Genomic DNA, 20,329 nt, shown 5'->3' with positions numbered 1-20,329 from the left:
AGACTGCTCCCGTGACGGAACTGCTCGAGCCCGCGGCCGCCCCGGCGGAGAACCGGCAGCGTCCGGCGCTGGACCTGCTGATCTGGGACGCGCCGAACATCGACATGACCCTGTCGACCGTGATCGGCGCCCGCCCGACCGCCGCCTCGCGCCCGCGGTTCGACGCGATCGCCGCCTGGTTCGTGGACGCCGCGGGGGATCCGGAGGCCCCGGACGCGCCGGACGTCGAGGCGTGCGTCTTCGCGAACATCCCGCCGGTCGTCAGCAGCCTGCGCGGCTGGGTGGAGGCGCTGCGCGGCTTCGGCTACTCGGTCTTCGCCCGGCCCAAGACGCAGCCGGACGACGACATCGACCAGGACATGCTCGACCACATCGCCGTCCGGGCGCACAGCCACCGGCTGCGCCGGCTGGTCGTGTTCTCCGGCGACGGCCGCAACTTCGCCGAGCCGCTCGAGGAGCTGGTGCGGGCCGGCACCGAGGTGGTCGTCGTCGCCTTCAGCGAGGTGGCCGGCTACGCGATCGGCTCGGAGCTGATCCAGTTCATCGACATCGAGGACGTGCCGGGGGCCTTCGCGGCTCCGCTGGACCGCGTCCGCCTCGACGCGCTCCCGCCGGACGGCGCCTGGCTGCGGCCCACCAAGGGGCTGCGCGAGTTCGTCGCGGGGTACGCCGCCCGCCGCAGCGGCTGACGCCCGGCAACCCCGTCTCACCCCGCGGAGGGGGGTGGGTCCCCGCTCCTCAAGGTCGGTGCCTCCCCGTGCCGATGGACAACCGTGCCCACCTCCGTCGTCCGCCGCCTCGTCGGCGCGCTGCTCGCCGGCGACCAGCCGGCCGGTGACGACGGGCGTGCCCTCGACCGCCCTGGCAGCGACCCGGGCAGCGAGGCCGAGGTGGCGGCGCAGTGGCTGCGCCGGGCCCGCGCCTCCGGCATCGTCATCGGCCTGGTGGCCGTCACCGTGTGGCCGGTCTGGGCGCTGCTGGACCGCTACCTGGAGCCGCACCTGGCCGGGCAGTTCCTCCTCGTGCGAGCGCTCGCCGAGATCCCGATGCTGATCTGCCTGTACCTGCTGTGGCGCTCCGACCTCGGGCGCCGGCGGCCCGAGGCGCTGACCTTCGTGATCCTGGCGGTCGTCCAGCTCTCCGTCTGCTGGATGGTCGCCCAGGTCCACGAGACCGAGTCCTACGCCTCCGGGCTGTCGCTGGCGATCTACGGCTGCGGCGGTGTCCTGGCCGCCCAGGTCCGCTGGACCGTGGCGCTGACCGCCACCACGTGGGCCGCCCTCGGCGCCGCCATCGCCCTCTCCCCGGTGGGGATCCCCGACGGCGACATCGCCGCCATCGTCTTCTGGCTCGCGACGGCGTCCGTGGTCGCCACCGTCACCCACGCCGTCCGCCACACCCTCGGCTCCCGCGAGCTCTCCACCCGCGTGCACCTGCTCCGCGAACGGGAGCGCACCCGCCTCCTGCTGGACCGCCTCGAGCGGCTCAGCCTCGAAGACCCCCTCACCGGGCTGGCCAACCGCCGCCGCTGGGACGCCGAGCTCGCGGCCGCCTGCGAGGTCGCCGGCAGCGGCGGCGCACCGATCGCGGTCGTCGTGATCGACGTCGACCACTTCAAGCAGGTCAACGACCGGCACGGGCACGCCGGCGGGGACGCCGCCCTGCGCGAGGTCGCCCGCCTGCTGATCCGCCGGGTCCGTTCCGGGGACCTCGTGGCCCGGCTGGGCGGTGACGAGCTGGCCGTCCTCATGCCCGGCTCGGACGCCGAGCGGGCCACCGAACTGGCCGAGGCACTGCGCGGCGCGGTCGCGTCGCTGGTCCCGCCCGGGTTCGCCCCCGGCGAGCTGACGCTGTCGCTCGGGGTGGCCGCCGGCGAGGGCCTCGCACCCGCCGAGCTGATGGCCCGGGCCGACGAGCGCCTCTACGCCGCCAAGGCGACCCGCAACGCCGTCGGCGCCCCGCTGCCGCGGCCGCGCACCGCGGACCGGGCGGCCCCGGCCCGCTGACCCCGTGGGATGAGGCCCGGCCCGTCGGCGGAACGGATCCGTCCGGCCGGGGTTAGCGTCTCCAGACCCCGGACGAACCGTCCGGGCAGCACCCGCCGCAGTCACCTGGAAGCAAGCCCATGAGCGTTCCCGGCGTCGACCACCCCGTGGTCGACAGCGCTGCCGACGTCACGTCGCTGGGCCGCGGGCTGTCGGTCGACGCCCGGGTGGAGGCCGCCGATCTGCACGCGGTGGTCGTGCGCCCGTCCGTCGGGGACTTCGTCGGGCAGGACGTCGTTGCCGTCGGCGAGGACGTCGAGGTGTTCTGGAAGGGACCGGACGGTGGCCGCGCCCTCCTCGCCTCCGTCGCGCACGTCGAGTACGGGGCGGCACCCCGCTGGCACCTGGCCGTCACCGCGCCCGCCGAGGACCGCCAGCGCCGCATCGCGGTGCGCTGCCGGCTGAGCCTGCCGGTGACCGTCACGCTGCGCGGCACGGACCTGCCCGGTCGGACCCAGGACATCAGCGAGGCGGGAATCCGGGTCCTGATCGAGGGATTCGGCCACCAGCCCGATCCCGGGACGGTGCTCGGGGTGGACCTGGGGCTCGAGGACGGCCCGGAGCGGTACCGCGCGGAGATCGTCCGGGTGCACCAGAACCGCGGCCAGGACTGGCTGATGAGCCTCCGGCTCGTCGATCCCGAGGAGCGTGACCAGGACCGGCTGCGCCGCCGCGTCTTCCAGGCGCTGCGCGAGGAGCGCGCCGCCCGGACCGCCGTCGACTGAACCCGGGCGGGTAGCCGGCACCGCTTTCGGGCACTCCGGCTCTCGTGACCCTCCCCGCGCGGCTCCCCGACGCACTCCGCGAGGTGCGCGACCGGCTCGCGGAGGCGCCGCTCGGCCTGGCCACGGCCGGGCGGGACGACGCGCGGCGCACCGCCCGCGCCGTCGTCGACCAGATCGACGACTACCTGCTGCCCCGGCTGCGCGACCTGGACGCCCCGCTGCTCACCGTGGTCGGCGGCTCCACCGGAGCGGGGAAGTCCACCCTGGTCAACAGCCTGGTCGGTGCCCCGGTCTCCGCCTCGGGCGTGCTGCGCCCCACCACCCGCTCGCCGGTGCTGGTCTGCGCGCCGTCCGACGCTCCCGCGTTCGCCGGCGACCGCGTGCTGCCCGGCCTGGCGCGGGTCAGCGGCGGGCCGGGCGGGCCGGGCACCATCGAGCTGGTCCCCAGTGACGCCGTCCCCGCGGGGCTCGCGTTGCTCGACGCGCCCGACGTCGACTCCGTCGTCGCCTCCAACCGCGACCTGGCGGCGCAGCTGCTGTCGGCCGCCGACCTGTGGGTGTTCGTCACCACCGCGGCCCGGTACGCCGACGCCGTCCCGTGGGACCTGCTGCGGACGGCGCAGGAGCGGGGCACCGCCCTGGCCGTGGTGCTGGACCGCGTGCCTCCCGAGGCGGCCGCGGAGGTGGCCGCCGATCTCGGCGGGATGCTCCAGCGGGCCGGTCTCGCCGCCGCCCGGCTGTTCGTCGTCGAGGAGCGTCCGCTGCCCGACGGGCGGCTGCCCGAGGAGCAGGTGGCGCCGCTGCGGGGGTGGCTGCACGCCCTGGCCGCCGACCGCGAGCAGCGCGCCGCCGTCGTCCGGCAGACCCTCACCGGGGCGCTGGCCAGCCTGGAGGCCCGCGTCGGCGCCGTCGCCGCCGCCGTGGAGGAGCAGGACCGCGCCGCCCGGGAGCTGTCGTCGTCGGCCCGCGCCGCCTATGCCGAGGCCTGCGCGTCGATCGACGAGGGGGTCCGCGGCGGGGCGCTGCTGCGCGGCGAGGTCCTGTCCCGCTGGCAGGACTTCGTGGGCACCGGCGAGTGGATGCGCTCGCTGCAGAGCTCGGTCGGCCGGCTGCGGGACCGGCTCGCCGCCGCGCTCACCGGCCGTCCGACCCCCGCCGAGGAGGTCTCCGGTGCCCTCGAGACCGGGGTGGCCACCCTCCTGCGCGCCGAGGCCGACCGTGCCGCCGAACGCACGGTCGGCACCTGGCTCGCCCTGCCCGGCGGGTCGGCGCTGCTGGCGGAGGACGCCGATGCGCTCGCCCGCGTCTCACCCGACTTCCCGGAGGCCACCGCGGCCCAGGTCCGCGACTGGCAGGGCGGCGTGCTCGACCTGGTCCGCGAGCAGGGCGCGGACAAGCGCACGCGGGCCCGGCTCACCTCCTGGGGCGTCAACGGCGCGGGCGCGGTCGTCATGGTCGCCGTCTTCGCCTCGACCGGCGGGCTGACCGGTGGCGAGATCGCGGTCGCCGGCGGGACGACGGCACTGGGCCAGCGGGTGCTCGAGGCGATGCTGGGCGACGCCGCCGTCCGGTCGCTGGCCGATCGGGCACGGGAGGACCTGCTGAGCCGCACCGACCAGCTGCTGCAGACCGAGCGCGACCGCTTCGACCTCCGCATCGTCGCCGCCGCGCCGGCCGAGGGTGCGGCGGACGGGCTCCGGCACGCGGCGTCCGGTCTCGTGGCCGCGGTGCGGGCCGGCTGATGAGGCGCCGGGAGGTGCCGCTGGCCGACCGCCTGGCGGCCCTGCGGGAGGCCGTCGACGTCGCCGCCGAGCGGCTGGAGGGGCCGGCGGAGGCGGCCGCCGTCGGCCGCGCGCGGTCGCTGCTGGCCAAGGCCGGCGCGCGGACGGCGCTGGGCGAGGCGACCGTCGTCGCGCTGGCCGGGGCGACCGGCAGCGGCAAGTCCACGCTGTTCAACGCGCTGTCCGGCGCCGAGGTCAGCAGCCCGGGTGTGCGCCGGCCGACCACCGGCGTCGCGCACGCCACCGTCTGGGGCGAGGACCCGCAGGACCGGCTGCTCGACTGGCTGGAGGTGCCTCGGCGGCACCGGCACCCGCCGGACCCGGCACTGGACGGACTGGTCCTCCTCGACCTGCCCGACCACGACAGCGTCCGGCTGGAGAACCGGCTCGAGGTGGACCGGCTGGTCGGCCTGGTCGACGTGCTCGTCTGGGTGCTCGACCCGGAGAAGTACGCCGACGCCGCGGTGCACGAGCGCTACCTGGTGCCGCTGGCCGGGCACGCCGGGGTGCTGCTGGTCGTGCTCAACCAGGTCGACCGGCTCGACGCCGCGGCGACGCGGGCCTGCCTCACCGACCTGCGCGGCCTGCTGGACCGCGAGGGGCTGACCGGGACCCCCCTGCTCGCCGTCTCCGCCCGCGCCGGGACCGGCCTCGGGGAGCTGCGGGCCGACCTCGTCCGCCGGGTGGCCGCCCGCAAGGCCGCCGTCGAGCGGCTCGGGGCCGACGTCTCCGGTGCCGTCGAGGAGCTGCGGGCCTGCGCCGGGGAGACCGGGGACGCCCGGGTGGGCCGGGCCGATCGCGGGCGGCTGACCGACGCGCTGGCCGGCGCGGCCGGGGTGCCGGTGGTCGGGGCGGCGGTGGAGCGCTCGGTCCGCCGGGACGGCTCGGCGGCCACCGGCTGGCCGCTGGTCCGCTGGACCCGGAAGCTCCGCCCCGACCCGCTGCGCCGGCTGCACCTGGGAGAGGGCTCCGGGGAGGGGGTCGTGGCCCGCACCTCGCTGCCCGAGGCGGGGGCGGTGCAGAAGGCGGCCCTCAGCACCGCCGTCCGGGCCGCGCGGGAGACCGCGGGGGCCGGGCTGCCCCGGCCCTGGGCCGACGCGCTGCGCCGCGAGGTGGCGGTCAGCGAGGAGCGGCTGGCCGACCGGCTGGACGCCGCCGTCGCCCGGACCGACCTCGGTCCCGACCGGACGCCGCTGTGGCAGCGCGCCGTCGGCGGACTGCAGTGGCTGCTGGCGGGGGTGGCCCTCGTCGGCGTCCTCTGGCTGCTGGCGCTGGCCGGGCTGGGGCTGCTGCAGCTGGACGACGTGGTGCCGCTGCCCCGCGTGGAGGGCATCCCGGTGCCGACGCTCCTGCTGGTCGGGGGGCTGCTGGGCGGTGCGCTGCTCGCGGTCCTCTCCCGCCCGTTCGTGGCGATGCGGGCGCGCCGACGGCGACGGCGGGCGGAGCTCCGCCTGCGGGCCGCGGTGGCCGCGGTCGGGGAGGAGGAGCTGCTCGCGCCCATGGCCGGCGTCCGGGCCGACCACGACCGCTTCGCCGCCGCCCTCGCCCGCGCCGGCTGACCCGCCGTCCTCCCTCACCGCAGCGCGTCCTCCCTCACCGTCTGCGGTGGGGGAGGACGCGCGGGGATCAGGTTCCCTGATCGTGGCGGGGGAGGAGCTAGTCCTGGGGCAGGCGGGGGGAGCGGGGCTCGGGCACCGAGTCCGAGCCGGTCTGCACCGAGCGCAGGCCGGAGGGCAGCCGGGCCCACACGTGCTTGCGGCCGGGGCGGCACTCCCAGCCGTACTGGACCGACAGCTGGGCGACCAGGTGCAGACCCATGCCGCCCAGGGAGGGATCGCGGTCGACCGCCGGGATCGGCGGCTTCTCGGGGGCCTCGTCGCTGAGGTCGAGCAGCCAGCCCTCGTCGTTGGCGACCACGAGTGCCCGCACCGCCCCGCCGCCGTGCCGCAGCGCGTTGGAGGCGAGCTCCTCGAAGACCAGCAGCAGCCCGTCCCGCGCGTCCTCGGTGGAGGTGGAGGAGACCGACGGGTGGGCGATGCGGGCCCGCAGGTCCGAGCGCACCCGGGAGATGACGTGCATGGCCTCGATCTGCCAGTGCCAGACGTCGCCTGCCACGGAGGGCACCGCTGCGTGCGGCCACGCCTGCTGGCCCATCGCTCCCCCTCGGGTCTGCTCGGCCGTGACTCGGCCGGAGCTCTGGTCGGCCCATCCTGACCGACGCCGGCCGGTCTCGCAGCAGCAGGGCCGGTTTCCACTCGGCCGAGGATGCATACCGGACCCCCCGGTTCGGGCACACTCGCCGGCATGGAGCAGTTGTTGCGGGACCTCAGCCGGGTCGCCCTGGCCGACCGGTCGCTGGGCGAGGTGCTCGAGGAGATCACCGGGATCGCCACCTCGGGGATCCCGGGCAGCGAGGCCACGTCCATCACCCTGCTCCGGGGCGACAAGGCCTACACCGCCGCGTACCACGGCGAGATGGCCCTGGCCGCCGACGAGCTCCAGTACGAGGAGGACTCCGGTCCCTGCCTCGACGCCGGTCGCGGCGGCGTCGTCCTCCGGATCGACGACATGCTCACCGAGGAGCGCTGGCCGACGTACGTCGAGCGCACGGCGGCCATCGGCGTCCGCAGCTCGCTGTCGGTCCCCCTGCCGTACCAGGGCGGGGTGATCGGCGCCCTCAACAACTACTCGTCGGAGCCGGGGGCCTTCGCCTCGCCCGAGTCGCTGGCCGCCGGGACCGACGTCGCCGAGGCGATCGCGGTCGCGGTCGCCAACGCCGAGGCCCACCACCAGCTGGGCGAGCAGGCCCGCAACATGCGGATCGCCATGGACTCCCGCTCGGTCATCGAGCAGGCCAAGGGCGTGCTGATGGCCCAGCAGGGCGTGGACGCCGAGCAGGCCTTCGAGATCCTCCGCGGCGCCTCGCAGCGCTCCAACCGCAAGCTGCGCGACATCGCGGCCGGCGTGGTCGCCTCCACCCAGCCGCAGACCCAGGAGTAGGGCGGCTCAGCCGCGCGCGGCGGCGAAGGACTCCAGCCGGGAGACCAGCAACTCCACCGCCGCGGCGCTGTCGACCCGCTCCGCGACCTGCACGGCGGTGGCCGACCCCGACGGCTGCCGCCGGTCCACCAGTGTCTGCCCGCGCGTGACGCCCAGCCCGGTGTCGACGACGACGTCCCGCGGCACCGTGCCCAGCGTGCCCGGGACGACGGCCTCGGTGACGGCCAGCGCGTCGTGCACCACGACGCCGGCCGTCCCGTAGGTGCGGCGCGCGTGGTCCATGTACTGGCGCAGGATCGCGCCCGCCGTCTCGCCGAGCGGGCCGGCCGCGGCGAACCGCTCCACGCCGTCGGCGCCCAGCACGGTCGGCAGCGTGACGTCCAGCCCGACCAGCACGGTGGGCACCGTCGAGGAGAACACCGCCTGCGCGGCCTCGGGGTCGGCCCAGGCGTTGAACTCCGCGGCCGCCGTGACGTTCCCGCCGGCCCCGGCCGACCCGCCCATGACGACCAGCCGCCCGATGCGCTCGGCGGCCTCCGGGAAGACGGCCAGCAGCAGCGCGATGTTGGTCAGCGGGCCGATCGCCACCACCGTGACCGGCTGCGCCGAGGAGGTCAGCAGCTCGGCGAGGGCGACCACCGCCGGCCGCGGGTCCAGCGACGCCGGCGAGGGCGGCAGCTCCACCCCGCCCAGGCCGGCGGCGCCGTGCACGTGCCCGGCGCGCTCGGCCAGCGGGTGCACCAGCGGGCCGCGTGCCCCGGCGGCCACCGGCACGTCGGACCGGCCGGCCAGGTGCAGGACGCGCAGCGCGTTCTCGGTGGTCTGTTCGAGGTCGACGTTGCCGTGCACGGTGGTCACCAGGCGCAGGTCCACCTCCGGGCTGGCCAGCGCCAGCAGGATCGCCACGGCGTCGTCGATGCCGGGGTCCGTGTCGATCACGAGGGGGGTCGGCTGCTCCACGGGGCCATCCTCGGTCACGCGGCCGTCCGCTCCTCCCGGCGGGTGGCCAGCCGGCTGAGCAGGTACAGCACCAGGCCGATCGCCAGCAGCACGGCCGCGCGCAGCCAGGTCTCCGCGGTCTGCCGGGTGAGCAGCAGGACGCACGAGGCGATCGCGAGCCAGGGCAGCACGACCGGGGCGCGGAAGTGGTCGGCCGCCACCCGGTCGCGACGAAGCACCAGGACGGCGGTGTTGGTGCTGAGGAACACCAGGAGCAGCAGGAGGACGACGGTGTTGGCCAGCGCCGCCAGGTCGCCGGTCGCGGTGAGCACCATCGCCACCGCGGTGGTGACGACGATGGCGACCCACGGCGTCCGCCGGTTCGGCAGCACCCGGCCCAGCGCCGCCGGCAGCAGCCGTTGCTCGGCCAGCCCGAAGGCCATCCGGCTCGCCATGATCATCGTGAGCAGTGCGCCGTTGGCCACCGCGACCAGGGCGACGGCGCTGAACAGCCGGTCGGGGACCCCGACGTCGGCGGCGCGCACCACCTCCAGCAGCGGGCCGCTGGAGCCGGCCAGCTGCCCCGGGTCGACGACGACGGAGGCGGCCAGCCCCACCAGGACGTACAGCACCCCGGCGGTCAGCAGCGCGCCGAACAGCGCCCTCGGGTAGACCCGGCGCACGTCGCGGACCTCCTCGGCCACGTTGGCGGAGGTCTCGAACCCGACGAACGAGTAGTAGGCCAGGACCGCGGCGGCCAGCACCGCCGACGCCATCGACGTCCCCTCGGGGAACTCGGTGACCCGGCCGACGTTGCCGTCCCCGCGGCCGAGCACCAGCGCCCCCAGCACCACGATCAGCACCAGGCCCGAGGACTCGACCAGCGTCATGACCATGTTCGCCCGCAGCGACTCCTGGATGCCGCGGGCGTTGAGCGCCGCCACCAGGGCGAGGAACACCAGCGCCGCCGGGACCGCCGGGACGTCGAGGAAGACCCCGAGGTAGTCGCCGGCGAAGGCCAGCGCGAGCCCGGCCGCGCTGGTCACGCCGGCCGCGAGCATGCAGAACCCGACGAGGAAGGCGATCTCCGGCCGCCGGAACGCCTTCTCCGCGAAGACCGCCGAGCCGCCGGCACTCGGGTACTTCGTCACCAGCTCGGCGTAGGACGCCGCCGTCAGCAGGGAGAGCAGCAGCGCGACGAGCAGCGGCACCCAGATCGCGCCGCCGACCTCCCCGGCCACCTCGCCCACCAGGGCGTACACCCCCGCGCCGAGGACGTCGCCGAGGATGAAGAGGTAGAGCAGTCGGCCGCCGACCGACCGCTTCAGGCGCGTGTCGGGCTCCGCTTCGGGAGCGGCGGGCGGCGCAGAGGTGTCCGGGCGCTGGGTCACCGATCGAGTCTCAGGAGCCCGACGACGTCCGGCAACCGGGGCGCGGGGACGTCCCTCGTCCGGCCGACACGCCCGCGCGTCGTCCGTGTCGCCGGGATGACCGCACCCCCGGACGGACCGTTCCACGCTCGGGGAACCGCTGCTTGTCGACAAGCGACCGGTGCGGAGGAGGGGTCGCCGAACCGTTCCGGCGACCCCCGCAACGGTTCGGTCACGCGCTCCGGGAGGGGTGTCCCGACGGGCCGTTCCGCAGGGCCCCGCTGCCTACCTTTCTCCTTGTCCGCGGCACCTTCCCCCGCTGCCGCGGCCACTACGTGAGGAGGCGACATGACGAACGGACGGACCCCCCGGTCCTCGTCGTCGTCCTCCGACGAGCACACGCTGAGCGGCCTGCTCACCGTGCTCGAGCGCGCCGACGCGCTTCCCTCGGCGGGGCGGTCCCGTCCCCGCCGCGCGGTCCTGCACACCTCGGCGGGCGCCCGCGGTCAGCGGCTGCGGCAGCCGGCCCGGCCGGTCCCCGCCCCGCGCCTGCGGCCGACCGCGCAGCCGGTCCCCGTGCGGGCGACCGCCCCGGCGCCGGTGATGTGGCGGCGGGACCTCGCGGACGCACCGGCACCCGTCGCGCCGCCGGCCCTTCCCGCCCCGCAGCCCGGGCTGGTCCGGCGCCTGGCCCTGTGGGGCGCCGGCCCGGAGGGCGAGCACCTGGCCTGGAACCGTCCGCGCCCGAGGACCGCCCCGGCCCCGGTGTCCGTGCCCACGGTGGCCGGCCCGCCGCGGCCCTCGCTGCGGGCGGCCGCGGCCGGGCGGCTCCGCCGGCAGGTCCGGCGCCTGGCCCTCTGGGGCGCCGGTGCCGACGGTCAGCACCTCGCCTGGAACGCGCCGCCTCCGCCGCGCGTCTACTCCGCCCGGCTCCCGGTCCGCCCGGCGAGCTCCGGGGTGGTGCGGCTGACCGCACTGCCCAGCACCCCCACGATCAAGCCCGCGGCGTCTTCCCCCGCCGCGGCGCTCTCTCCGGCCCTCCACCTCCGGGCGGCCGGTTCCCTCTCCCGGGCTGCGGCCCGGCCTCCCCGGGCGTCGCAGCCTCGGGCATCGGAGCTCACCGGATGGCCCGCCGTCCGACCGGAGCCCTGCCCCGCACTGCCAGCGCCGTCCGGCTGGCCGGTCCGAGAACCCGGCGTCCGGGCCTGCGCGCGCAGCCCGGGCCGCGCCCGGACACGCGGCGATCCGCCCGCGTGCCGGGTCCGGGGCTCGCCTCCCTGACCCGCTCCGGCACAGCACATCCGGCCGACCCCGGCCGCCGTCCTCCAGGCACCGCACCGCCGGAAACCGGCCGCATCCCGCGGCCGCGACCGTCGACCCGCGTCGCCGACTCCTCAGCTCCCCCCTGGCCGTCCGCCAGGCGCCCCCGGCCCACTCCCGACGGTGCACGCCCGCACCGCCCGCCAGACCGCACCGCAGTACGTACGCGCCTCGACCTCCCGCCGACCCTGCTCCCGAGCAGCGGCGAGCGGACCCTCCAGGGAGGCGCAGACGGACCGCGGTGCGAGCAGGCAGGCGACGCGGGACCGGTCCGCGGAGTGGCCCACAGGTCCAGCCGGTGCCCGTGATCGGGTCTCCGACCGGCTCCGACCTGGCCGGCAGGCGACGCGCGGTCCGCGAGGGAGACGAGGACTCGTCGCAGACCGGTCGCCGTCCGCTCCGGTGGTGGGCCCCGGTGCTCCTGGACGGCGAACGGGCGGCGGCCGCGGACGGACCCGGTCCGTCCGCATCGACAACCCCTGGCGGGCGCTCGTCCGGGACCCCGATCCACAGCAGCGATCGGGTCTCCCGGGCGGCGCCCGCCGTCGTCGTCCCCGGCCTCGGGCCGCCGGCGTGGCCGGCCGCCGCGGCCGGTGTCCTGCCGCACACCGGCTGGCCGGAGCAGGCCCGCTGTGGGAGAAAGAACGGGATGAACGGGCCGGGCGCATCGCGGTGAGACCGCCCCCGTCCCGTCCGGTACCGCAGGACGGCCCGCCGGGCACCGCGGACGCGGCCCAGCGGCTGCGCCTGGAGCTCGCCGTCGAGGCGGCCGGCATCGGCAGCTTCGACTGGGACCTCGTCTCCGGCCGGCTCGACTGGGACGACCGGCTGGTCGAGCTCTTCGGCTACGCGCGCGAGGAGTGGGACGAGCGGATCGAGGCGTTCCTCGGCCGTCTGCACCCCGACGACCGGGACGCCACCACGGCCGCTCTGCAGCAGGCCGTCGAGACCTGTGGCGCCTACGACGCCGAGTTCCGGGTGGTCCTGCCCGGCGGGGACACCCGCTGGGTGCGCGGCCGCGGACGGGCCCTGTGCGACGAGAGCGGCGCCGCCGTGCGGCTGCTGGGCGCCGCCTACGACACCACCAGCGCCCGCGCCGCCGACCTGCACGTCGCCCGGGTGCTCGAGGCGATGAACGAGGCGTTCTTCTCCCTGGACCGGGAGTGGCGGTTCTCCTACGTCAACCGCCGGGCCGAGCAGGTGCTCCAGCGCACTCGCTCCGAGATGGTCGGCGGCGACATCTGGGAGCTGTTCCCGCACGCGGTCGACAGCGCCTTCGAGACCCACTACCGCGGCGCCGTGACGACGGGTGAGGTCCGGGTCTTCGAGGCGTACTACCCCGCACCGCTGGACGCCTGGTATGAGGTCCGGGCGTGGCCGAGCCCCGACGGGCTGTCGGTCTACTTCCTGGACGTCACCGAGCGCCGCCGCGCCGAGGACAGGGCGCGCGAGGCCGCCGGCCGGCTGCGCGCCATCGCCGAGATCAGCGCGGCGATGGTGGAACAGCTCGGCCGGGTGCAGGACCAGCGCGCGGCGCTCCAGCGGGTCACCGAGGCGGTCGTGCCCGTCTTCGCCGACTGGGCGATCGCCACCCTCATCGACGAGGACGGCCGCCTGCACGACGTCGCCAGCTGGCACGCCGACCCCGCGCAGCGCGCGGCGACGGTCCGGTACGCCGAGCTGCGCCTGTCGTCGGTGCAGGACGACGCTCCCGTGCTGCGGTCGCTGGCCTCCGGCCAGGCGCTGCGCGTGGACGACGTCCCGGCGGCGATCCGCCCGACGCTTCCGGCCGGCGAGGTGCGCGACGTCTTCGACCGGCTCGCACCGCGCACCGCCCTCACGCTGCCCATGACCGCGCACGGCCGGACCCTCGGCGCGCTGAGCCTGTACCGCGGAGCGGGCCGCCGCCCGGCGGACGACGCGGACGTCGCCGCGGCCCGCGAGGTCGCCGAGCGCGTGGCGCTCGCCCTGGACAACGCCCGCCTGCACGACCAGCAGCGCCGGCTGGCCGAGGAGCTGCAGCGCAGCATGCTCACCGCGCCGCCGCGACCGGACCACGCCGAGGTCGTCGTCCGCTACCTGCCGGCCGTGGAGGCCGCGCAGGTCGGCGGCGACTGGTACGACGCCTTCCTCCAGCCCGGCGGCGCCACGGTGCTGGTCATCGGCGACGTCGTGGGCCACGACATCGCCGCGGCCGCCGCGATGGGCCAGCTGCGCGGCCTCGTGCGGGGGATCGCGTTCCGCGAGGGAGCGACGCCGGCCACCGTGCTCACCGACCTCGACGTCGCCGTCCACGGGCTGGAGATGCACACGATGGCCACCGCGATCGTGGCCCGCATCGAGCAGTCCCCCGAGCAGCGCGCGGCGGGGACGACGACGCTGCGGTGGTCCAACGCCGGGCACCCGCCGCCGCTGCTGCTGCGCGGGGACGGCGTCGTCGAGGAGCTGTCCCGGTCGCGGGCGGAACTGATGCTCGGGGTCGACCCCGCGGCGCGGCGCACCGACTCCGAGGTCACGATCGACCGGCCGGCGACCGTGCTGCTCTACACCGACGGCCTGGTCGAGGCCCGGGACCAGGGGCTCGACGAGGGCATCGCGGCGCTGCGCGAGGCGCTGGCCGACCTGGGCGACCGGCCGCTGGCCGAGCTCTGCGACGGGCTGCTCGCCCGCCTGCGGCCGCACGGCGTCGCCGACGACGTCGCCCTGGTCGCCGTCCGGCTGCACCCGGAGGACCGCCCGCGTCCGCCCGAGGCCGGCTCGACGCACGTGCCGCCGGTCCCGGGCGCCTGACCTCGCCCGGACTCGTCAGGGGGTCGCGGGAACCGCTCCGGCCAGGACGTCCCGGACCGTCCGCGGCTCTCGCCGGAGGAGGTCGCCGAGCAGTGGGTCGACGCCGGCGAAGAAGCCGTCGCGCGCGGCCAGGTGGATCCCGAGGGTGAAGCGGGCGAGGAACTCCGACTGGCCCGCGGCGACCGCGCCGGTGACCCACTCCTCGGGTTCCACGACCTCGCACTCGATCCGCTGCCCTGACAGGTCCGAGGCGATCTCGGCGATCTCCGCGAACGTCGGTGCAGTTCCTGCGGTGAGCGTCACCGGCCCGTCGAACGCGCCGTCGGAGGTGAGGACGGCGGCGGCTGCCTCCGCGGCGTCCTCCCGCGCCGTCCAGGACACCGGCCCGTCGGCCGGCACGACGATGCGGCCGGTCTCGCGCCAGGGCCCGGTGAGCCAGCCGAGGGAATGGGCGTAGAAGCCGTTGCGCAGCGCCGTCCACGCGACCCCGGAGCCGGCGAGCACCTGCTCGGTGGCGGCGTGGTCGCGCGCCGGGCCGAACGGGCTGTCGGCGGCCGCACCCTGGTGGCTGGTGTAGAGGATCCGTCCGGCCCCGGCGTCGACGGCTGCCTCGATGGCGGTGCGGTGCAGGGCCACGGCGTCGGCCCCCGGGTCGCTGGCGGAGACCAGCAGCACCTGGTCGGCGCCCCGGAAGGCATCGGCGAGGGTCGCCGGGTCCGCGTAGTCGCCACGGCGGACCTCCACGCCCCGGGCGGCGAACCGGTCGGCGCGGGACACGTCCCGGACGGCGACCGCGATGTCGCGCGCCGGCAGCCGGTCCATCAGGTGGTCGACGGTCGCCCCGTTCAGGGCGCCCGTTGCTCCGGTGACGACGATCATGACGATCTCCTCGCTATCGATGGAAACACAACGACCGTATCACTGATATTTCCATCGATAACAATCCGCCGTTATCGTGGTCCCGTGGACGGGGTGAGCGGGCGCTCAGAGACGCGGGAGCGGATCGTCGATGCCGCGGCCCTCCTGCTCCGCGACCACGGGACGTCGGCGGTGACCACCCGGCGGGTGGCCGAGGCGGCCGGCGTCCAGGCCCCTGCCATCTACCGGCTCTTCGGCGACAAGGACGGCCTGCTCGACGCGGTCGCCGAGCACGTGCTCGCGGACTTCGTCGCCCAGAAGGCGGCGGTGGTGGAGGCAGCCGCAGCGGGCGATGTCGACCCCCTCGAGGACCTCCGCGCCGGCTGGCGGGCCCAGATCGAGTTCGGGCTCGCCCACCCGGCGCTCTTCCGGCTGCTCAGCGACCCCGAGCGGGGACTGCACTCACCCGTCGTCCGTTCCGGGCTGGAGGTGCTGGAGGCCCGGGTGCACCGGGTCGCGGCGACCGGGCGGCTGCGGGTGAGCGAGCGGCGCGCCGTCGGCCTCGTGCAGGCCGCCGGGACCGGGGTCCTGACCGTGCTGTTGTCCACGCCGGCAGAGGAGCGTGACGAGGGTCTCGCCGAGGCTGCGTACGAGGCCGTGCTCCGCGAGGTCCTCACCGATCCGGAGCAGCCGACGGTCTCGGCTCGAGGAGGCACGGCGGCGGCGGCCGTGGCGCTCCGCGCGGTCGCGCCCCGGCTGGACGCGCTGAGCCCGGCGGAGCAACGGCTCTTGAGCGAGTGGCTCGACCGGATCGTCGACGACCCCGCGCGCGGTCCTGGCTAGGCGGGGAGGACCGCCCAGACGTGCTTCGCGCCGTTCTCGACGTACCAGCCGTGCGCGCTGGAGAGCTCGGCGATCAGGTAGAGCCCCAGCCCGCCCTCGCTCGGGTCGCGGCCGACGGCCGGGGTGGGTGGCTGGTCGGCGGCCGCGTCGGAGACCTCGAGCAGCCAGGCGGACTCCGCGCGGCGGACCGCGGCGCGCACGTCCCCACCGCCGTGGCGCAGGGCGTTGGAGGCCATCTCGTCGAGGGCCAGCACCAGCTGGTCGCGCAGTTCGGCTGCGGCCGCGGTGCCGAGGAGCTCTCTCAGCTCCGCCCGCATCTGCGGCAGCTCGGCGATCTCCGAGAGGTCCCAGGTGCGGCCGTGCGAGGCGGGGGGCGGGGTCGCGGGCAGCCAGATGGACCCGGCCGGCTCCCGTGTCACGCCCGTGCTACCTCGCATCCTCGCGCCGGCCATCGGCTGGACCGAACACCTGCGTATGCGCCGGGGGTGGGGCACCTAAACGCGCGGGTGACCGGCATCACCGGCGCCGGGTGCATCCGGTCCGCCGCCGGGCGCGGCCAGCGCTGCGAGGTACCCGGCGACGAGGGAGGGATCGCGCATGACCGGGCCCATGACGGCGATCCCGGTGGCACCGGCGCGCAGGCAGTCGGCGGCGTCGGCGGGCGTGACCCCACCGAGGGCGTAGACCGGTGGCGCGCCCGGGACCAGCCGGGCCAGGCCGGCCGCTCCGAGGGCGGGACCGTGGCCGGGCTTGGACGCCGTCGCGTGCACCGGGGAGACGAACACCCAATCGCAGCCCTCGGCCGCCGCAGCGGCGACCTCGGCGGCGTCGTGGCAGGAGCGGCCGACCAGCGCCGGCGGCGGCGCCGGGAGGAGGTCACGAGCTGACAGGTGCACCGCCGGCCGGCCGGACGAGCCGTCGGCGCCGGCCCACACCAGCAGCCCGCCGACCGGCGCGAGCAGCGCGGCCAGCGCCTCGGCCAGGCGGGCCCGCTCCTCGAGCGGCAGGTCCTTCTCCCGCAGGACGACCGCCCGCGCACCGGCGTCGACCGCCGCGCCCACCGTCTCCGGCAGGGACGCGCGGGACTGGGTGCGGTCGGTGAGCACCAGCAGCCGGGGGAGGGTCACAGCTGGGGCAGGCCCTCGAACTGGGTGGACGCCTGTGCGTGCCATCGCCGGGGGATCCGTCCCGCCAGCATCGCCGAGCGGCCGGCCTCCACCGCCTGCCGCATGGCCAGCGCCATCCGCTCGGGATCGCGGGCACGGGTGACCGCCGAGGCGAGGAGGACGGCGTCGCAGCCGAGCTCCATGGCCAGCGCGGCGTCGGAGGCGGTGCCGACCCCCGCGTCGAGGACGACCGGCACCGACACCGCCTCGCGCAGCAGGGCGATGTTGTGCGGGTTCCGGATGCCCAGGCCGCTGCCGATCGGGGAGCCCAGCGGCATGACGGCGGCGCACCCGGCGTCGGCCAGCCGGCGGCCGAGGACCGGGTCGTCGGTCGTGTACGCGAACACGCGGAACCCGTCGTCCACCAGCTGCTCGGCGGCGTCCAGCAGCTCGACCGCGTCGGGCAGCAGGGTGTGCTCGTCGCCGATGACCTCCAGCTTCACCCAGTCCGTGCCGAACGCCTCGCGCCCGAGCCGGGCGGCGAGCACCGCCTCGCGCGCCGTCCGGCAGCCGGCGGTGTTGGGCAGCAGCCGTACACCGCAGCGGTCCAGCACCTGCATCATCGCCGCGTCCGCGGACGCCTCGACCCGGCGCAGCGCGACGGTCACGATCTGCGTGCCGGAGGCGCGCACCGTCCGCTGCAGGGCCTCCATGCTCGTGATGCCGCCGGTGCCCAGCACCAGCCGCGAGGTGAACGTCTCCCCGCCCACCTCGAGGTCGTGGTCGGCCATCGTCACCCTCCCGCCGTCGGGGCCAGCACCTCGAGCACGTCGCCCTCGGCGAGGTCCGTCGTCTCCCACGCACTGCGCGGCACCACGTCGCCGTTGCGGGCGACCGCCACCCGGGAGTGGCCGCTCGTCCGTGCAGCCACGAGTGCCGCCACCGTCGCGCCGTCCGGGATCTCCGCCCTCGCGCCGTTGACCCTCACCTGCATGTCCTCACCCGAACCTCGAGACGTCGAAGGGAGCGGCGAGCGCGGGCGTCTCGCCGGAGACCAGCAGGTCGGCCACCAGCTCGCCGGTGAGCGGGGTGAGCAGGACCCCGTTGCGGTGGTGACCCGAGGCGAGCACGAGCCCGGGCACGTCGGTGGAACCCAGCACCGGGGCGTTGTCGGGGGTGCCGGGCCGCCACCGCGCCAGGGTCTCCACCAGCTCGAGCTCGGTCACCCCGGGCACGACCTCGATCGCGTCGTGCAGCAGGTCGTGCACGCCGCCGGCGGTGACGGTGGCGTCGAAGCCGCGCTCCTCCACCGTGGCGCCGACGACCAGCCCGTCGTCCCCCTGCGGCACGAGGTAGACCGAGCGGCCGCGGACCAGCGCCCGGACGGTGCCGTCGAGCAGGCCGGCCGCGCCGCGCAACCGCAGGATCTGGCCCTTCACCGGCCGCACCGGCACGGTGGGGGCGCCGGGCAGGGCGCCGCTGTGCGCGCCGAGCGCCAGCACGACCGCCCCGGCGCGGACCTCCCCGCCCCCCTCGAGCGCCAGCCCGCAGGCCCGGCCGTCGCCGGTGAGCAGACCGGCCGCCCGGGCCCGCACCAGGCGCACGCCCGCCGCCTCGGCGGCCGCCAGCAGGACGGGGTGCAGCTCGCGGGGGTCGACGGACAGGTCCCCGGCGACGTGCACCGCGGTGCGCACCCGCGGGGTGAGCGAGGGCTCGCGCCGGCGTGCCTCGCGCCCGGTCAGCCGGTGCACCTCCAGGCCGAGTTCCACGTGGAACCCGTGCAGGTCGGCCAGGGCGCGGGCGTCGTCGTCGTCGAACCCGACGACAAGCGTGCCGGCGGGCCGCAGCACCACGTCCCGGCCGGTGGCCGCGGCCAGCTCGCCGAGGAAGGCGGGGTAGCGCTCCAGCGAGGCCTGGCACAGCCGCAGCAGCGCCTCCTCGCCGTAGCCGGCCTCCGACACCGGCGCGAGCATCCCGGCGGCGGCGCGGGAGGCCCCACCGCCCGGGGCGTCGTCCACCACCGTCACCGACAGGCCGCGCTGGGCCGCCCGCCAGGCGACCGAGAGCCCGATCAGCCCGGCGCCGGCGACGACGACGTCGGTCACCGGGTCGCCCGCCTCCCGCGCCGTGCGGCCGGCCAGCAGAGCAGCGCGGTCAGTGCCGCCGCGACGCCGAGGCTGATCAGCGACGCCGACCAGCCGTTGGCCGGGTCGATGCCCAGGTCGGTCTGCCGGGCGGTCCACCACGTCGTCCACCACGAGCCCGGCCCGCTGAAGTACGTGGGCAGCGTCAGCTGGTAGGCGACGAAGCCGGCCGCCCAGGGCAGCAGGAACGCCGGGCGGGCGCGGGCGGTGTCGGAGGTGTCCCAGGCCCCGCGGGGGGTGAGCGCGTAGGCGACGCCGAAGACGCCGACCAGCGGGACGAACACCGCGCCGATCAGGAACAGGAACGGCTCGTAGGCGGCGATGTCGAAGGTCAGCGCCAGGACCGTCGCCAGGGTGCCGACGACGACCGCGAGCACCCGCCGGTCGGCCCGCGGGACGACGTTCTGCGCCGAGACCGCGGTCGAGTAGAGGTTGGCGAAGACCTCGTCGAGCTCCACGGCGACCAGCACCAGCACGGCCACGGTGCCCAGCGGCACCGCGAGCAGCGCGTCGACGACGTCGAGCCCGGAGCTGCCGTAGGCGGCCAGCGCCAGCACGCCGAGGGTGAACATCACGACCGTGGCCAGGCCGTAGCCGATGCTCGCGCCGGCGAAGGCAGCGCGGCCGGTGCGCACGTGCCGGGTGTAGTCGGCGGCCAGCGGGAACCAGGAGATCGGCAGCGCGATGACGATGTCGGCCGCGGTCCAGAACGACGTGGCGGCGCCGTCGGTCAGCTCGGGCAGCCCCTCCGCCAGCACCTCGACGAACAGGTAGCCGATCGCCAGGACCGCCGCCCAGATCGCGTACCGGGCCAGCACCCGGACGACGCCGAGCGGGCGCAGGGCCATGAGCGTGGCCAGGACGCCGGCGCCGAGGACGAACGGCCAGCGCGGCGCGTCCAGCACCCGGGACGCCGCCTCCGCGATGATCACGATCTCGAAGGTCGCCCAGCCGACGCACTGCACCAGGTTGAACGCCGTCGGCACCCAGGAGGTGCGCCGGCCGAGCAGGCCGCGCAGCAGCACCATCGCGGGCACGCCCTCGCGGGCGCCGGCGGCGGCGCCGACGCCGAGCAGCAGCGCCCCGATGGCCGCGCCGACGACGACGGCGCCGAGCGTCTCGGCCAGCGGCCGCCCGGGCAGGACGACGTAGACCGCGGCGACCGGCAGCAGCAGGCTGACGCCGAGGTTGCCCCACAGACCCAGGGAGTCCCGGAGCCCGAGCGAGCGGGTCGGCGGTTCGCCGAGGGTCAGGGGGGCATCGGCCCCGGCAGGGGACGTACGGACGGCGTCGCTCATGGCTGCTCCCTACGCCGGCATTACCCGGTCAGGTTCCAGCGGTCGGCGGCGCCTTCAGCCGCCCTCTCAGCCCGGTCGACCCGAGCTCCCGCACAGTGCGGGGGAACTGT

The 20,329-nt window shown here is 76.6% G+C and carries 19 protein-coding genes and 1 riboswitch; of the genes, 9 read left to right on the top strand and 10 right to left on the bottom strand.

Annotated features, from left to right (window positions below):
• Positions 1–11 precede the first annotated feature (11 nt).
• The 5 genes from N555_RS0106300 to N555_RS0106280 all read left to right on the top strand — a co-directional run bounded on the left by N555_RS0106300 (position 12) and on the right by N555_RS0106280 (position 6,110).
• Entirely contained in the window at positions 12–689 is a 678-nt protein-coding gene (locus tag N555_RS0106300) for an NYN domain-containing protein (RefSeq protein ID WP_231502620.1), read from the top strand.
• Between the two features lie 84 nt (positions 690–773).
• Positions 774–2,006 (top strand): GGDEF domain-containing protein, encoded by a 1,233-nt coding sequence (locus N555_RS26645; RefSeq protein ID WP_051683795.1) that lies wholly within the window; start codon positions 774–776, stop codon positions 2,004–2,006.
• A gap of 119 nt (positions 2,007–2,125) precedes the next feature.
• Entirely contained in the window at positions 2,126–2,770 is a 645-nt protein-coding gene (locus N555_RS0106290; protein ID WP_029430645.1) for a PilZ domain-containing protein, read from the top strand.
• Positions 2,771–2,814: 44 nt separating this feature from the next.
• The gene (locus tag N555_RS0106285; RefSeq protein ID WP_029430644.1) at positions 2,815–4,512 is read left to right on the top strand and encodes a GTPase family protein; all 1,698 of its coding nucleotides are present in this window, start codon (positions 2,815–2,817) and stop codon (positions 4,510–4,512) included.
• Positions 4,512–6,110, top strand: a complete 1,599-nt coding sequence (locus N555_RS0106280) for a GTPase (protein ID WP_029430643.1) — start codon at positions 4,512–4,514, stop codon at positions 6,108–6,110. Before N555_RS0106285 ends, N555_RS0106280 begins: the two co-directional genes overlap by 1 nt.
• A gap of 97 nt (positions 6,111–6,207) precedes the next feature.
• On the opposite strand, the gene N555_RS0106275 is transcribed toward N555_RS0106280, so the two are convergent.
• The gene (locus N555_RS0106275; protein ID WP_231502619.1) at positions 6,208–6,666 is read right to left on the bottom strand and encodes an ATP-binding protein; all 459 of its coding nucleotides are present in this window, start codon (positions 6,664–6,666) and stop codon (positions 6,208–6,210) included.
• Between the two features lie 189 nt (positions 6,667–6,855).
• Here N555_RS0106275 and N555_RS0106270 point away from each other — a divergent pair, with 189 nt between their 5' ends.
• Positions 6,856–7,551 (top strand): GAF and ANTAR domain-containing protein, encoded by a 696-nt coding sequence (locus N555_RS0106270; RefSeq protein WP_029430641.1) that lies wholly within the window; start codon positions 6,856–6,858, stop codon positions 7,549–7,551.
• Positions 7,552–7,557: 6 nt separating this feature from the next.
• On the opposite strand, the gene N555_RS0106265 is transcribed toward N555_RS0106270, so the two are convergent.
• Both N555_RS0106265 and N555_RS0106260 read right to left on the bottom strand, forming a co-directional pair.
• Positions 7,558–8,511, bottom strand: coding sequence for a nucleoside hydrolase (locus N555_RS0106265; protein WP_034509136.1), 954 nt, complete (start codon positions 8,509–8,511; stop codon positions 7,558–7,560).
• A gap of 14 nt (positions 8,512–8,525) precedes the next feature.
• Complete coding sequence (locus tag N555_RS0106260; RefSeq protein WP_029430639.1) at positions 8,526–9,881, bottom strand: APC family permease; 1,356 nt, start codon at positions 9,879–9,881, stop codon at positions 8,526–8,528.
• A gap of 327 nt (positions 9,882–10,208) precedes the next feature.
• Between N555_RS0106260 and N555_RS27810 the strand changes: the two genes are divergently transcribed.
• Entirely contained in the window at positions 10,209–11,141 is a 933-nt protein-coding gene (locus tag N555_RS27810) for a hypothetical protein (RefSeq protein WP_029430638.1), read from the top strand.
• 711 nt (positions 11,142–11,852) lie between these two features.
• Positions 11,853–13,970, top strand: a complete 2,118-nt coding sequence (locus N555_RS0106245) for a SpoIIE family protein phosphatase (protein WP_051683794.1) — start codon at positions 11,853–11,855, stop codon at positions 13,968–13,970.
• A gap of 15 nt (positions 13,971–13,985) precedes the next feature.
• Here N555_RS0106245 and N555_RS0106240 read toward each other — a convergent pair whose 3' ends face one another.
• A complete protein-coding gene (locus N555_RS0106240; protein ID WP_029430635.1) occupies positions 13,986–14,849 on the bottom strand; it encodes an NAD(P)H-binding protein in 864 nt (287 codons plus the stop codon).
• Positions 14,850–14,942: 93 nt separating this feature from the next.
• Here N555_RS0106240 and N555_RS0106235 point away from each other — a divergent pair, with 93 nt between their 5' ends.
• Positions 14,943–15,671 (top strand): TetR/AcrR family transcriptional regulator, encoded by a 729-nt coding sequence (locus N555_RS0106235; RefSeq protein WP_051683793.1) that lies wholly within the window; start codon positions 14,943–14,945, stop codon positions 15,669–15,671.
• On the opposite strand, the gene N555_RS0106230 is transcribed toward N555_RS0106235, so the two are convergent.
• The 6 genes from N555_RS0106230 to N555_RS0106205 form a co-directional block, all read right to left on the bottom strand.
• Positions 15,668–16,090 carry an ATP-binding protein gene (locus tag N555_RS0106230; RefSeq protein ID WP_029430633.1) on the bottom strand — a complete coding sequence of 141 codons (423 nt, stop codon included), beginning with the start codon at positions 16,088–16,090 and terminating at the stop codon, positions 15,668–15,670. The two genes, N555_RS0106235 and N555_RS0106230, sit on opposite strands and share 4 nt — an antisense overlap.
• Before the next feature lie 75 nt (positions 16,091–16,165).
• Entirely contained in the window at positions 16,166–16,798 is a 633-nt protein-coding gene (locus N555_RS0106225) for a thiamine phosphate synthase (RefSeq protein ID WP_081866025.1), read from the bottom strand.
• Positions 16,795–17,568, bottom strand: coding sequence for a thiazole synthase (locus N555_RS0106220; RefSeq protein ID WP_029430631.1), 774 nt, complete (start codon positions 17,566–17,568; stop codon positions 16,795–16,797). The genes N555_RS0106225 and N555_RS0106220 overlap by 4 nt, the downstream gene beginning before the upstream one ends.
• 2 nt (positions 17,569–17,570) lie before the next feature.
• Positions 17,571–17,771, bottom strand: coding sequence for a sulfur carrier protein ThiS (thiS, locus tag N555_RS0106215; protein WP_029430630.1), 201 nt, complete (start codon positions 17,769–17,771; stop codon positions 17,571–17,573).
• 4 nt (positions 17,772–17,775) lie between these two features.
• On the bottom strand, positions 17,776–18,882 hold the full coding sequence (gene thiO, locus N555_RS0106210) for a glycine oxidase ThiO (RefSeq protein ID WP_034509070.1): 1,107 nt from the start codon (positions 18,880–18,882) through the stop codon (positions 17,776–17,778).
• The gene (locus tag N555_RS0106205; RefSeq protein WP_034509067.1) at positions 18,879–20,219 is read right to left on the bottom strand and encodes a purine-cytosine permease family protein; all 1,341 of its coding nucleotides are present in this window, start codon (positions 20,217–20,219) and stop codon (positions 18,879–18,881) included. Before N555_RS0106205 ends, thiO begins: the two co-directional genes overlap by 4 nt.
• Positions 20,209–20,321: riboswitch (TPP riboswitch) on the bottom strand. It overlaps the preceding gene by 11 nt.
• Positions 20,322–20,329 lie beyond the last annotated feature (8 nt).

It is taken from the genome of Blastococcus sp. URHD0036 (genome assembly GCF_000701365.1).
Lineage (GTDB): Bacteria > Actinomycetota > Actinomycetes > Mycobacteriales > Geodermatophilaceae > Trujillonella.
The sequence above is the reverse complement of the archived record's forward strand: the minus strand, read 5'-3'. Positions and strand labels throughout refer to the sequence as shown.